Raw genomic sequence first — 14124 nt, forward strand, 5'->3', positions numbered from 1 at the left:
GGCGTCCCGCGTTGCGGGACGCGGCCCGGCCTTCGGTCGGCCTAGTGGCCTGCGCTGCGCTGCGGCCACCGTGACGCTCTGCGTCACGAGGTGTGCCACGCTTCGCGCGGCACACTCAACGGGCCTGCGGCCCGAGCAGCAGCTGTGAGGGGTGGGGCTGATGCCGGGTCAGCGCCTGCGGGACCAGGTGCCGCCGATTCCTGCAACGTGCAGGGCCAGTGCGGCCAGGCCCAGGAGCATGATGTTGACTGACGAGAAGGTGTGATTGGTGCTGATCTCGGCCGCGTTGATGAGGAACGATACGAAGAACAGCACTGCTGCGGCTATGCCGAGCATGACGAGCTCCTCTCGATGGGAAGTGAAGCCCGTATGCCCGGCTACCGCGCTCACAGACCTGGGTGGCGCCTTCGAAGTCGCATGCCCGTCGGTAGGAGCCTGGTCGGCTTTGGCCGGGCGAGGTGACGGATCCTCAGGCGTGGGCGTGGCGGGTGCTTGCCTTCTTGTGTGAGGCGGCCTGATGCGCGGGTCGGCCTGTCGCAGGAACTGCGAGGCGCCGCAGGGACAGGCCGGCGGTGACGAGGAGGCCGGTGAAGACGGTCAGGAGGAGGACGGACACCCACATCTGCCGACTCCCGGGTGCCTGCCAGCCGGTCCAGACAGAGGACGCCGCCCACAGCAGGGCGCCCACGGCGTAGAAGGAGCGGATGCGGTGCAGCTGCCGCACGGCCCGCAGAAACTGGATGCGTTCGGTCTTCGGTGCCATGCGGGGCCGTGTACCCCGATCCGTGCTGAACATCAGGGCCGGCGCAGGCTTGCGGAGGAGGGCTGGCATGAGGGATTCGCGTGCCAGCATCTTGCTGTGATGCAGCATGTAGCATTGGCGTAATTCAGGGACACCTGGCAGGGAGCGGTGCGCGTGTTGATTTACGAGTACCTTCCGCATGAGCTTGCCCGCCTCGGTGTGGTCGCGAGCGCAGCCGGGCTCGATCGCCACCGCGTGGATGCGCGGGTACGTCTGGCTCGAGAACGCGTCGGGAAGGCGAGGGCGGCCCCTCGCGAACCGCATCACTTGAGCGAGCTGTTCATCGCGGAACTGCGCCACCTCCAGTGGGAACGGATCGCTGGGCTCATGGCCAAGGAGCGGATGGCCGCCTACACACCCTCCCGCGACTCGCGTGCCGTCCGCTACGAACAGCAACGTTTGCAGCGGCTGATGAGGGACGTGGCCGAGGCTGAGCGGTCAGGGGTCACGGGCCCGGAAATCTGTCGGCAGCGCGTCTACCGGATCGGTGCCCGGCCCGCTGCCGGCTGCTCCAGCCCGGACATGCCCGCTCCCGTAGTCCACCTGATGGCCGCGTCAGCCGACGAAGCAGCCGAGCGAGCATGGGCCGTACATGGAAGAGACGGCGGCCTCTACCAGCGCGGCAGCTACCGAATCGCTTCCGTCGAACAAGTCCTTCCCGAACCGGGAGACATCTTTTGATCCAGCTCCGCGAACACCAGGTTCAACAGAAAACGAGCTTCCGGAAATGGGTTGGATTTCCTGCAAGATCGCCCGTGGGCCCGGAAGGTATGCGGGGAACGATCGTGTCCGCGACCGGATCAGGTAAGACGATCACCGCCGCCGCGTGCGCGCTGGAGTGCTTCCCCAGCGGACGGATCCTCGTCACCGTGCCAACCCTGGACCTTCTCGTGCAGACCGCCCAGGCCTGGCGGGCGGTGGGTCACCTCTCCCCCATGGTCGCGGTGTGCTCGCTGGAGAACGACCCGGTGCTGAACGAGCTGGGCGTGCGCACCACCACCAACCCCATTCAGCTCGCCCTCTGGGCAGGGTCGGGGCCGGTGGTCGTGTTTGCCACGTACGCCTCTCTCGTAGACCGCGAGGACATCGACGCCCCCGAGGGTCAGCGGAAGGTCCGTGGGCCGCTGGAGGCCGCTCTGGCGGGTGGGGAGCGCCTGTACGGGCAGCGGATGGACGGTTTTTCGCTCGCCGTCATCGATGAGGCCCACTCAACCGCAGGTGATCTTGGTCGTCCGTGGGCCGCGATCCATGACAACCAGCGGATCCCCGCCGACTTCCGGCTCTACCTGACCGCCACCCCGCGCATCCTGGCCTCGCCCCGCCCGCAGAGGGGCGCGGAGGGCCAGGAGCTGGAGCTGGCATCGATGGGCCAGGACTCTGCGACCTACGGGCCGTGGCTGGCCGAGCTCGGGCTGAGCGAGGCGATCGAGCGGGGTATTCTCGCCGGGTTCGAGATCGACGTGCTGGAGATCCGCGATCCCTCTCCCGTCCTGGGGGAGTCGGAGGAGGCACAGCGGGGCCGGCGCCTGGCGCTTCTGCAGACCGCGCTCCTGGAGCACGCCGCCGCGTACAACCTGCGTACGACGATGACCTTCCATCAGAAGGTGGAGGAAGCGGCGGCTTTCGCGGAGGCGCTGCCGAAGACCGCTGCCGAGCTGTACGTCAACGACGCCTCCGACGACGACCTGGCGGCTGCGGACCGGCTGCCGAAGTCGTCGATCGACGCGGAGTTCTACGAGCTCGAGGCTGGCCGCCACGTCCCGTCGGACCGTGTGTGGTCGGCGTGGCTGTGCGGCGACCACTTCGTCACCGAGCGACGTGAGGTGCTGCGCCAGTTCGCCAACGGCATCGACGCGGCCGGCCACCGGGTCCACCGCGCGTTCCTCGCCAGCGTTCGCGTGCTCGGAGAAGGCGTCGACATCACCGGCGAGCGGGGTGTGGAGGCGATCTGCTTCGCCGACACCCGCGGCTCCCAGGTGGAGATCGTGCAGAACATCGGCCGCGCGCTCCGCCTCAACAAGGACGGCTCCACCAAGGTGGCCAGGATCATCGTGCCGGTCTTCCTGGAGCCCGGCGAGGACCCGCAGGACATGGTCGCCAGCGCCTCGTTCCGCCCCCTCGTAGCGGTCCTCCAAGGACTCCGCAGTCACGATGAACGACTCGTCGAGCAGCTCGCCTCCCGCGCGCTCACCAGCGGCAAGCGCAAGGTCCACATCCGGCGTGACGAAGACGGGCAGATCGTCGGGGTCGGCGGCGAGGGTGACGGCGAGGACCAGGAGGACGACACGCAGGCCGCTGCCGAAGCGGCGCTGCTGCACTTCTCCAGCCCGCGCGACGCCGCGACCATCGCGGCGTTCCTGCGCACCCGGGTCTACCGGCCCGCGTCCCTGGTGTGGCTGGAGGGCTACCAGGCCCTGCTCCGTTGGCGGAAGGAGAACGAGATCACCGGCCTCTACGCCGTGCCCTACGACGTCGAGATGGAAGTGGGGGTCACGAAGGATTTTCCGCTGGGGCGCTGGGTCCACCAGCAGAGGAAGGCGCTGCGGGCAGGTGAACTGGAGAAGCGGCGCAAGACCCTGCTGGACGCGCCCGAGGCCGGGATGGTGTGGGAGCCAGGCGAAGAAGCCTGGGAGAACAAGCTCGCCGCGCTCCGGTCCTACCGGAGGGCCATGGGGCACCTCGCGCCGCGTCAGGACGCCGTGTGGGGCGAAGGCGAGGCGATGGTGCCCATCGGGCAGCACATGGCCAACCTTCGGCGCAAGGGCGGTCTCGGGAAGGACCCGGAGCGGGCGGCGGAGCGCGCGCAGCAGCTGGCCGCGATCGACCCGGACTGGGACTGCGCGTGGCCGCTGGACTGGCAGCGGCACTACCGCGTCCTCGCGGACCTGGTCGACGCCGACGGCAGCCTGCCCGAGATCCAGCCCGGCGTGCTGTTCGAGGGCGACGACCTGGGCAAGTGGCTCCAGCGACAGAAGAACTCGGGCACCTGGGCGCAGCTGTCCACCGAGCAACAAGAACGGCTGTCCCAGCTGGGCATCAAGCCCATCCAGCCGCCATCTCCGGCCCCGGCAGCCACCCGCGCGACGAAGCCGGGCAAGGCAGAGCAGGCGTTCCAGCGCGGACTTACGGCCCTCGCGCAGTGGGTGGAACGGGAAGGCGCCCACCGGCCCGTACCCCGCGGCCACAGCGAAGAGATCCTCGTCGACGGCGAGGCCGATCCGGTCGTCGTCAAGCTCGGCGTATGGATCTCCAACACCAAGTCGAGGCGCGACAAGCTCACGGCGGAGCGACTCGCCGCGCTCGCCGCGCTCGGACTGGAATGGGCAAGGGCGTAGAAGCCACTCGGGCTACTGTGCGTCGATGCAGGGCCCTTGGGCGCGGAAGCGCGCGCGGGTTTGCGGCCAGGGCGTCGCGCTGTCGTGGCCGGAGCAGCCGATGCCTCCGCAAAGAGGTCGTAGTCGCGCGTCGGTCTGCCGTTGATCAGCGCCACACACCCGTACGCCTCATAGCGCTCGCGGCTGTCCTCGCCGTCTACCAGATCGCCTGCGAGCTCCTGCTTGGTGCAGCGTGCGAGATCCGCGCGCGAAACGCGCCGCCTCCTGAGGATCATGGCCATGATCTCCGCCTTGGAATGGTCGCGCATCAGAGCGTTCCTCCGCTGGAGGAGCTCATTGGCGAGCTCGACTTCGGCCGCGGGAGTCGGCGTGATCGACTTACGGATGTACTCGGGGGCCTCGTCCGCGCCGAAGATCATGATGCAGTGCGCGTGCGGTACGCAGATGGCGATCTTGCCCGGATTCTCAGCCCGCACTTCGGCGGTGGCGCGTACCCAGTTGAGGGCTTCGTGGTAGCTGAGGTTTGTGCCCTGCTCGCGTGCGGTGCGCTGGAGTTCGCGGGCGCGCTGCTGCTCGGTAGTGCGTTTGGTCATGGACGGGTCCTCTCGGCACCGGGTTCTCGCCCCCACACGGCAACCCCGGCTCGATGGATCGTCAAGGTGTTCGTCGAGCGGTCCGTCGGTCCCGGAAGACCTTCCACCGGTGTTCCGGACGGTGTGGGTGTCCGGGTGCGGTGTGGGCGTCGGTGTAGCCCAGGGCATCGGCCCTGCGGGCAGGATAGCGGCTCGGCCGTCGGCTCTTTCCTTCGTCGGCGACGACGAGGCGGTGGTGTTCTCCGCGTACGGGACGGGCTTGTAGCTTGCCTCAGCCAGCACTGTCCCGAGAATGCGGAAACTGGCAGGCGGGGGCAGACGACGTGGGAGAACTGAGGCGACGAACTGCAGGTGCCGGCTCTGTCGGCTGGCTGCTGGGAAAGGCGGACGTGGGACAGATCGAGCAGGGATTGGAGCGCGCGTTGCGCACCCGCCCCGTTCCTTCAAGTATCGACCCGCCTGCGGTTTTTGCTGGCAGCGCACCGTGGTTCCACCCGGAGGGTGGCCACCGTGCTGGGGGTGTCGCAGCGCGCCGTGCAGCGGTGGGTGACGAAGAAACCAGGAGCGCGTCGTCCTCCAGGTCCGACGCAGATCCGGGCGATCGAGGATGCAGTCCTGGCTCGGTGGCAGCCCCGGGTACGGGCACGCCTGCGTGCCCAGGCCGAGGCGGAGGGGTTCGTCTTCCATACCCGGGCGCGATTCGGCTTCGCCGCGCCAGCAGGCTCCTCGGACGACCCGCGGGTGCGGTGGATCACCCAGGGCCTGCCGGGAGAGGTAGCCCGGGAGTTGTTCGCGGCCCGGGATGCCGGCGCAGGCGAGCAGCAGCAGACGGCGATCCTCGCCCGCGCGCTGGGGCACGCCTACTTCCGTGACGGGGGCCGCCGCGCCCACGGTCTGCACATCGCCTTCAGCGAGGTCGAGTTCGCCGACTTCTCGATCTGCTGAGCCTGCCTCTTCGAGCGAAACGCGTCAGGGTGTTCAGCGTCGCGAGGGCCTGACTCGACTGGCCGGCATGGCTTCGTACCGCTCGGCTTCCTGCCGCTCGCGCCAGTCCCACTCCACACGGCCGACCGGGCCTTTGCGGCGGGCCTCGGGCGGCTGGGGCGGGCGCAGTCTGGCCGTCTCCGCCACACGCAGCAGGTGCCCACGGTCACCTGGCGCGGCGAGCAGTTCCTGGTCCTCGCCGGAGAGGAGCCGGGTGAAGCAGGCTGCGGCCCGCAGGAAGATGCCCGCCCAGGGCGGTACGGGGTGGGCGGCGCAGCCGTCGGTGTAGCGGGCGCGGTCGTGCAGGGCGAGCGTGGCCGCAGCGTCGTCGTAGTCGCGGGGACGTGCGGTGGCGAGTTGCTGAAGGGATGCGCCGGTGAACAGCGCGGCGGCGACGGCCGCGGCCAGGCGAGGATGTGCGGTCGCTGCGTGCAGCCGGCGGGCGACTCGCTGGGCGGTGTGCGCGGTGAGAGGCACGGGCGGTGGGCGGTGCCGCCAGATGATCGGGGGCGGCGTGCACGGGTCGGCGCAGGGGCGGGGGCTGTCGTAGGAGACGAGGCGGTCCAGTGCAGGCAGGGTGAGCCACCTGTCTGCTGGCCGGGCGGGCTCGTCTGATGGTGAGGGTGAGGCGACGGGTGAGCCGTAGTAGTGGCGGCGGGCTGCCTGGAAATCGGCAGTGACGGAGTAGTCGACCGCCCGCAGGGCCTGGTGCAGGGCGGCGGGAAGGCGGGGGCGGTGGCAGACCAGGGTCAGGTGAATCCCAGTGAGGGCGCGCAACTGCAGGAGGCGGATCGTGCGGCGGACGGTGAGGCGGTGGGCGCGCAGGACGGTCAGCTGGTTCACGGGCAGAGCGGTCATCCAGGTGGCAGCGGCTTCCCAGGCGGGCTGACGGCCGGCGGGGAAACGCCCCGGGAGCAGGGGCGGTTTGCCCAGGGCGGCGAGAAGGTCGTGGGCGAGGCCGGTCTCGCTGGTGGTGCCCGGGCCGGGGTGCAGGGTGATCCGGCCGGACGGCGGATGGTGGGCGGCCAGGGCGGTGTGCGTGTGAATCGCGTCGTCATGGCGGTCGATGACCACGGTGACGGGCGGTGGCGTGGCGAGCGGCATGGCGGCGTGGTGGTCAGGCGAGGCGGCTGAAGGCCCAGCGCAGCAGCTCCTGGTCGACGCGGGGGCGGCCGGTGCGGGCCAGGGCGGTACGGGTGTGGGCGGTCAGCTGCGCCCAGGCGCGGAAGTTGCCGTGGGCTGCGTGGCTGTCGGCGAAGGTGATGTCATCGGGTTCGGCGTCGGCCCAGATGGGGTGGAACAGCGGGATAGCCTCGAGGACTTCGCCGGGAGTGAGGCGGGTGAAGTGCTGCCAGATGAAGATGCGAGAGGACAGCATCGGTTCGCGGCGCAGCACGGTGTGGCAGCCCTCGCCGCCGACGAAGATGATCGCGAGCTGGGTGGCTGGTTCGTCCCACAGGTAGCGGAAGTATTCGAATGCCTCCCCGTTGAGCCACTGGGCCTCGTCGACGAGGAAGGTGCGGGGGCGTTCGGCCAGGGCGGTCTTCAGCAGGCGGTCGAATTCGCTGGGGTGGCGCGGTGGTTCACCGGCCAGGTCGAGGGCGGTGAACAGTTCGTAGCGCACCGCGCGGGCGGTGGGACGGGCCCGGAAGGTGATCTTGCGGACGTCCTCGCTGGGTTCGAGTGCGCGCAGGCAGGTGTTGACGGCGAGGGTCTTGCCGAAGCCGGCGCCTCCGTGGATGCACATCATGGCGCGGGCGGCGACGGTGTCGGTGATGTTCTCCCGGGCGGTGAGCAGGGTTCGGGTGGTGACCACGGACGCATCGGGCAGGTCGACGTACTGGTAGGTGGCCGCGGTCACGTGGCGTCTCCGTCTTCAGCGGTCTGTGCGGTCGATCCGGGCACACGCCCGGGGGCAGGTTCGGACGGGACGGGCGCAGGCCGGCCGGGCGCGGTCCGGGTGGCGAGGGAGGGCGGGGTGCGCCAGTCGGCCGGTGGCGCGGCGGGCGGGATGAGGTCCGGCAGCGCTAGCTTCGAGGCGTCGGTGTGCTCGATGGCGGCCAGTTCGTGCCCGGCTTGAGCGGAGGTGAGTGCTCCCAGCCGTTGGGCCGGCCCGGCTGTGGTGGCCGGGGCGAAGCGCTGTCGGCGCAGCGTCTCGGCGGCTTTCACCTCGGCGCGCAGACGTCGGGCCCGCTCCGCTCGGGCTGTGCGCAGGGCATCGAGTTGTTCGGGGGTGGCCGCGTCCGCGAGGTGCGCGGGCCCGAGATAACCGCCGCTCGCGTCACAGATGTCGATCTCGTGATCGTGGTGCGGCATGTAGCGCACGGTGACGGTACGGCCGGCCTGGCCTGTCATCCAGGGGGCGATGTAGGTGCGCCCGCGCCACCGCACACCGTGGCTGGTCAGCTTTCGCGGGCGGCCGTCGTCCTCCAGAGTGAACGTCCACAGGTCGGCGGCGGGGACGTCCGTGACGGGAGTCGGATCGGCCTGCCATGCCTCAAGCGGCGTACGGCCGGACAGCGCCTTGGGACGGTGCTCGGTGTTCCACCAGTGTGTCCAGGCCAGCACCTCCGCTGTGAAGTCCTGAAACGACATGGCATCGGAAGTCTCCGGCCTGCGACCCGCGCCTCTACTTCGTCGGCCGGAGCGGGGCTTGGTGGGGGTGAGGGTGTAGCCGGGCAGGGCCGCGAACAGCATCCGGTCAACGGCTCGGTTGAGGTTTTCCACCGTGCCCTTGAGATGGGGGCTGTAAGCGGGAAGGTCCTTCACCGTCACGCCCATCGTGCCGAACGCGGTGGTGACGGTGGTCGACAGGAAGTCCTTGCCCCGGTCCACCCGCACCTGCTCCGGTGTCCCTCCCGCGGGGCCGTAGGGCTCCTCACGCAGCACAGCGGCGCGCAGCGCGGCCAGCACGGAGGCACGGGAAGGAACGCCAGGGGTGACCGCGGTGCCGGTGATGACTTTGGTGGTGGTGTCGATGAACCAGGTCACCCACGGGCGCACCAGGTCACCGTCGGCATCGACCAGCAGAGGTGCCTGGACATGATCGGCCTCCCATACGTGATTGCGCCAGGAGGCCGCCCGTTTACCGAAGACGTCGTGCGCGCGGGCCGCATCCGGTCCCGTCGCAAGACCGGCCCGCTCCCCCGCGGTGAGATCACGACGCACCGCGCGCAGGAACGTCGACAACGACGGCACCGGGTCCAGCAACGGCACGGCAGCCGGCGGGGCACCCGCGGGAGAAGCCGCGGAGTCAGACGCCGCCGTCGGCTGCTCTTCATGGCCGCTGGTCTGGGCCCGGGCCACCAACTGGCGGTGGACCGCGGAAGCGTTGCCGTGCCAGTACGCCAACAGCACCCGGATCTCCCTGGTGACCTCGAACCGGTCACCGCTGCGTTCCCCGGGGCGGATCGCGGCCCGGGGCGACCGGGAGGCCTCAGCCAGCCACCGCCACACCGTCCGCTCCGACACCCCCAGGCACTCCCCGGCCAGGCGCACATGCTCCCGCGACAGCCGCCGCTCGGCGCGCAGCGCCAGCAGACGACGCACCGCCGGCGCCCGCAACGCCGTCAACGACTCCTCCCCCAAAACACCGGCCGGATCCTCCGGCGGCGCCATCGGCTGCCCGTCCACGCCATGCCCCTTCGTTCGCATCCGCTTTCCGTGAAGCCCTCTTCGTTCACCCCGTCGGAACAGGTGAAGGCCCCCCGTACACGAGCCCTCCGAGCAGTGCGGACCGTCACGGGTAGGGGCCAAGACGGGCGCAGGCATGCTCGATCAGCTCCCGGTCCACACGCCGTGCGGGGCCGCGCTCGCGGGCTGCGTAGACATGCGATGTGATCTTCGCCCACGTGCGGAAATTGCCGCGCGCCATCTGCTCGTCCGCCCGCGCACGGTCTTCCGGGTTCGCCTGCGCCCACACGGGATGGAACAGGGTCAGCGTCTGCGGTACTTGAGACGGCTCAAGCCGGCCGACCTGGTGCCATGTCAGCACGCGCGAGCGCAGCGCCGAAGCACGGGCGAGGGCCCGCTCGCTTCCGGCCCCACACAGCACCAGCGCCGCCGCACAGCCCGGCGCGTCCCACAACTGCCGCAGGTAATCCAGCAATGGCGGCGTCAGCCGCTGGGCGTCATCGATGAACAGCACACCCGGCTCGGCCAGTGCCCGTGTCAGAGCCTGGCTGGCCGGTCCGGCCCGGTGCGGCAGCGCCCCCGACGGCAGCCCGAGCGCTTCACACAGCGAGGCCCGCAACTGCGGCAGACCGGGTGCGACGCCGGCCACCGCCCGCCACACCGGCACCCGGCCGGGCAGAAGATGCAACGCCTGCTCGACGGCGACCGTCTTCCCCGGGCCCGTGTCCCCGTATACACAGCACATCCCGCGGGCCGCGACCGTATGCCCCACAGCCTCCGCCACAGCGGCCACCTGCCGCGTGGACACCAGCCGGGCCCCCGGCACATACAACCGCACACCGCCGCCCCGCACCCCAGCATTCACGACGTCCTCCGGCACCGGCACGTCGGCGGGCGGCCCGTCGACAACAAGCGAACCACCCGCCCCGTCCATGAGCCCCAAATCCGCCAGCGCCCGGTCATACCGGCTCGGCTCCAGCCCCACCCGGGCCCCTGCCGGACGAGCCACTTCAAGAACCCGGCCCGCCCCCAGATCCCGCTTGATCACCCGGTGCAACGTCGGCAGCGAGGGCACACACTGCGCACCCCACCCCTCCAACACCCCCTCTTCCTGAGCCCGGAGCATCCTGCGCCGCAACTCCGCGACGTTCCCGCCCGCCTGAGCGAGGACCTCCCACAAGGCGTCACTCAGCGAAAACCCGTCCTGCCGCGGCCGCGCCTCGACATGCCCGCGGCGCCCATCGGCCAGCCACCGCCACACCGTCCGCTCTGACACACCCGCCAGCTCCGCCGCGATCCGCACGTGCAGCGCAGTCAGCGTCCCCTCCCCATCCACCGCAAGAAGCCGACGCACCACCACACCCCGCGCCAACGACGCGCCCCCGGCCGACACAGCCCCAGCCGACCCCGCCCGGAACTCACCCGCCGAAACCCCCAAAACCGTCACACGGGCCAGCCCACCCGACCCCGCCAACCCCTCACACAGGAACAGCGAAACCCATGACAGCCAGCAACCAACCTGCTAGCCGCACCACAACAGCCGCTTGGTCACCCCATGACAGCAACGACAGCCCTGTCCTGGACCTACTACCAGGACATCCACTCCGCAATTCCGCTGACGCCCACCCGCTGCCACCCCACCGCCCACTCACAGGCAGGTAGGCGATCGTCTCATCGGTCACGAACGCGAGACGCCAGCCGCAGTCGGCGGCGATCAGGACTACTCCATCGCACCGGCGATAGTGCCGTGCCGCGACGACCAGACGGGGCACGCGCGCGTCGATGAACGGGGTGGTTATGCCGCGGACATCGAGCCGGAGCTGGACGGCCGTTACACCCGGCGACGCTGCCAGCCTCAGCTCGTCCAGGCCGAACTCTTCAGCCGTGCAGGCGCACCAGAGGTCGTCGTCGATGAAGTCGATGGCGGCGAGAAGCTGATCATCGGCCATGTCACAGGTGATGGTTCGTCCGGTTATGACGGACAGGTAATGGCTTGTCGTCTCGGTCGGATCGAGCAGGCCGTGGGCGAGGACCGCCGCAAGGACCGGTTTGACGGCGACGACGCGTTCGCGCCGGTCACTGCCAGGCTGAATCACCAGCCAGCACAGAGCCGCGACGGTTTCGGGCAGCCAGGCGGGCAGCCGGTTGAGCACTTGCGTTCGGGTCGGCTCGTCGAGCTGGTCGAGCCAGCCGTCGCCCTGGCCGGTCCCTACGAACGGCCGCAGCCACAGCTGCCATATCTCGTCCAGGTCGTCCTCGGTGAGCTCGCCCCGCTCCGGGTGGCGGGCTTGGTCGAGGCGGAGGTGGGCGAGGGTAATGGCCATCACGGCGAAGTTGCCGGCGGGAGCGAACGGATCGACCCATACAAGGCGCGGATCGGTTTGCGCGGCGGCCCAGCGGCGCAGGACGTTCCGGGTGCGCACCCTGATTCGCGTGGACGGCTTCCAGGACCGGGTCGGCCCGTGCTCACCGTGGTCAGGTTGCTCGTGTGTGCGGTCGAGGAGCTGTGCGAGCAGCGAATGCGGATGCGGCCTGGCCGTGGCGGGGGTACGGGCGCGAAGTGCCTCGAGCAGTTCGACGAGCGGTTCGGCGCCATCGAGCGCATGGCGCCTCCACACGCGGTTGTAGACACTCGCCCGGGGGTCGCGGGCGAGCTGTTCACGTTCGAGGCGGTCCCACAGGTCGTCATCCGTCTGTTCACCGTGCTCGCCACGGGCCTCCGCTGCGGTACCGGTGGTCGTGGCCAGTTCACTGACGTCCATGGTGAGGTTGCGGTGCAGCCGGATGAGCGCCCGGCCGAGAGGTGTGTCCAGATCTGCGCCGTGGAGTTCGGGGGGAATGTCGCCGCCGGAGCGGGCCGAGTTCTTGATGAGCGTGGCGGTGAGGGCGACGGGGTCATCGACGATGACACGGTTCGACAGGACTTGCTTGTCGCCGTCGAGGAGTTGGACAAGTCGGCCTTCCAGCGGCCCGGCGGTCAGCGCACGGCCGTTATCGCCGGCGGTGAGGGGCTGATGGCATGTGAGGTCGTCGAGGAGCCAGTCGTCGCTCCAGGGTGGCTCGGTCGTGATCTCGATCCGGCCATCGGGAAGCGCGGTGGCGGTCACAAGCTGCACTGTGGGGGATTCCGGCTCCGGGTGGGTGCGGAAGCTGAGGGACGTCAGAGCTCGGAGACTGTGTTCCCGAACCGCCGTGCCGGGCGGCACGAAAGCGGCCCGAACCTCGTCGGTCTCCAGCGGGGCAAGGACGGCGAGTTCGATGTTGCCCTGGGCGGCGTGGGTCAGCCTGAGCGCGGCGCTCGAGAGGTTTGCCGATCCGGACACCAGCCACGCTCGCGGTCCCGCCAGGATGCCGATGAGCTTTGCGTGGACGAACTGATCGGGCTCATAGGCAGCCACGGACACGCCAGCGCCGCTTGCGGCAAGCCGCTCGGCGAGTCGCTCGCCGTTGACGCTCGTCGACCCGGTGACAAAGAGCTTCACCTTTTCGGGCTTCAGCATGTCGAGCAGGGCGCCGACTGCGACGGCATTAGCGTCGTAGAAGGGAGCGGCCAGCCACAGCTCGTTCACCCGGACTCCCGACTCGGCGACTACGGCCGCAAGCTGGTCGGCGATCGGGGTGTCAAGGTTGTGCAGCAGGGGCGATGGCACGTGCTGGGTGGCCACGGCCGGGGACGGGATCTGGCCTTCTAGGTGCTGGAACCGTGCGGCGAGCGTGGTGTCACCGACTATGCCGACGAGGCGCCGCATCCACGATCGCCACGCGGCGATGGCGGCGTCGCCGACCGGGGTGCCAGACCGGAAGGTGGTGAACGCCTCGCGGCCGTCGTCCAGACCTCCGGCCGACAGGTTTCCGGAACCGACCAGCAGCGTGGCCCTGGCACCGGTGACCGACAGATAGGACTTGGGGTGAAATGCCCCGCTGATCCGGACACTGCGCAGGAGCCAGCGGCGGTTCACGGTTGCGAGCGTGTCGGCGCGCTCCGCTGGTATGCGGGCAAGGCTTGTGGTGAGACGCCGGTGGTCCGCTAGCACGGCGATGTTGAGCGGCGGTTCGCCGAGCCGGGCGAGGAGGAACTCGTTGAACAGTCCGAGATCCATGGTGTACGTCGTGGCCCATAGCGCCTGCGCGCCGCCGGTGAAGAGTTCGACGATGGGCTGGACTGTGGGTATCACCGGACCGTTTTCGGGAGTGTCCGTCATCCGAGGACCTCTTCGACGAATCTCATGCCCCGTGCGGTCAGAGTTGCCGGACGTTTATCGTCGTTGGTCTCGCTCCACAAGCCGAGGTCCCAAGTGAGGGACGACAAGGGCGCATTGCGAACAGCTGCCAGCGGGAACCGCCCGATTCCATGGTCGTAGAAGCGCAGCAGGCCGTCCTCCCAACGGAAGCGGAAGGTGAGTTCCGGCAGCTTCGAGTACGCGATCCGCTCATGGACGGGGATGACGAACCGTGACACCAGCCACCACAACGTGTTCGCCACAGTGGGGCTGTCGGCCAGATGGCTGCCCAGGGCTGCGATGACGCCGGCGATCGAGGGCTGCCATCCCGACCTGATGCCGGCGGCCTTCTGCCAGCCGTCTCCTGCGCGGCCTTCCATCCGGCGGGCCAGCTCAAGCACCACCACAAGACCGGAGGAGGCGGTATCGAGCCGGCTGGTGAGCCGTCGCAGATCGTCCTGTCAATCCCCTCGAACTGTGGAGACCTTCCTATACAGCCAGTTCCTCGGTGAAGCTGGCCCAGTAGTCGTGTTCGTAGTCGATGGGGCTCTTGAAGT

At 69.6% G+C, this 14124-nt stretch carries 11 protein-coding genes; 3 read left to right on the forward strand and 8 right to left on the reverse strand.

Going from position 1 to position 14124, the window contains the following annotated elements; genetic code table 11:
* Positions 1 to 168: 168 nt before the first annotated feature.
* Positions 169 to 336, reverse strand: coding sequence for a hypothetical protein (locus IG99_RS49925; protein ID WP_199815730.1), 168 nt, complete (start codon positions 334 to 336; stop codon positions 169 to 171).
* Positions 337 to 469: 133 nt separating this feature from the next.
* The gene (locus tag IG99_RS42140; protein ID WP_037684136.1) at positions 470 to 763 is read right to left on the reverse strand and encodes a hypothetical protein; all 294 of its coding nucleotides are present in this window, start codon (positions 761 to 763) and stop codon (positions 470 to 472) included.
* Positions 764 to 916: 153 nt separating this feature from the next.
* Between IG99_RS42140 and IG99_RS49345 the strand changes: the two genes are divergently transcribed.
* From IG99_RS49345 to tpg, 3 genes are all read left to right on the forward strand, one after another.
* Entirely contained in the window at positions 917 to 1483 is a 567-nt protein-coding gene (locus IG99_RS49345; RefSeq protein ID WP_037684114.1) for a hypothetical protein, read from the forward strand.
* Positions 1480 to 4137 carry a DEAD/DEAH box helicase gene (locus IG99_RS42150; protein WP_234312152.1) on the forward strand — a complete coding sequence of 886 codons (2658 nt, stop codon included), beginning with the start codon at positions 1480 to 1482 and terminating at the stop codon, positions 4135 to 4137. The genes IG99_RS49345 and IG99_RS42150 overlap by 4 nt, the downstream gene beginning before the upstream one ends.
* A 944-nt stretch (positions 4138 to 5081) precedes the next feature.
* A complete protein-coding gene (gene tpg, locus IG99_RS48385) occupies positions 5082 to 5675 on the forward strand; it encodes a telomere-protecting terminal protein Tpg (RefSeq protein WP_267882611.1) in 594 nt (197 codons plus the stop codon).
* Between the two features lie 33 nt (positions 5676 to 5708).
* On the opposite strand, the gene IG99_RS42165 is transcribed toward tpg, so the two are convergent.
* The 6 genes from IG99_RS42165 to IG99_RS42190 all read right to left on the reverse strand — a co-directional run bounded on the left by IG99_RS42165 (position 5709) and on the right by IG99_RS42190 (position 13971).
* Positions 5709 to 6818 (reverse strand): hypothetical protein, encoded by a 1110-nt coding sequence (locus tag IG99_RS42165; RefSeq protein ID WP_234312154.1) that lies wholly within the window; start codon positions 6816 to 6818, stop codon positions 5709 to 5711.
* A gap of 13 nt (positions 6819 to 6831) precedes the next feature.
* Entirely contained in the window at positions 6832 to 7575 is a 744-nt protein-coding gene (locus IG99_RS42170) for an AAA family ATPase (protein WP_037684122.1), read from the reverse strand.
* Complete coding sequence (locus IG99_RS42175) at positions 7572 to 9263, reverse strand: Mu transposase C-terminal domain-containing protein (RefSeq protein WP_037684124.1); 1692 nt, start codon at positions 9261 to 9263, stop codon at positions 7572 to 7574. The genes IG99_RS42170 and IG99_RS42175 overlap by 4 nt, the downstream gene beginning before the upstream one ends.
* A gap of 190 nt (positions 9264 to 9453) precedes the next feature.
* A complete protein-coding gene (locus IG99_RS44605; RefSeq protein WP_158973367.1) occupies positions 9454 to 10701 on the reverse strand; it encodes an AAA family ATPase in 1248 nt (415 codons plus the stop codon).
* Positions 10702 to 10825: 124 nt separating this feature from the next.
* The gene (locus IG99_RS42185; protein ID WP_037684129.1) at positions 10826 to 13549 is read right to left on the reverse strand and encodes a phospholipase D-like domain-containing protein; all 2724 of its coding nucleotides are present in this window, start codon (positions 13547 to 13549) and stop codon (positions 10826 to 10828) included.
* On the reverse strand, positions 13546 to 13971 hold the full coding sequence (locus tag IG99_RS42190; protein WP_158973368.1) for a hypothetical protein: 426 nt from the start codon (positions 13969 to 13971) through the stop codon (positions 13546 to 13548). The genes IG99_RS42185 and IG99_RS42190 overlap by 4 nt, the downstream gene beginning before the upstream one ends.
* Between the last annotated feature and the right edge of the window lie 153 nt (positions 13972 to 14124).

Origin of the sequence: Streptomyces griseus subsp. griseus (genome assembly GCF_000720255.1) — a bacterium.
In the GTDB taxonomy this organism is placed as follows: domain Bacteria; phylum Actinomycetota; class Actinomycetes; order Streptomycetales; family Streptomycetaceae; genus Streptomyces; species Streptomyces griseus_I.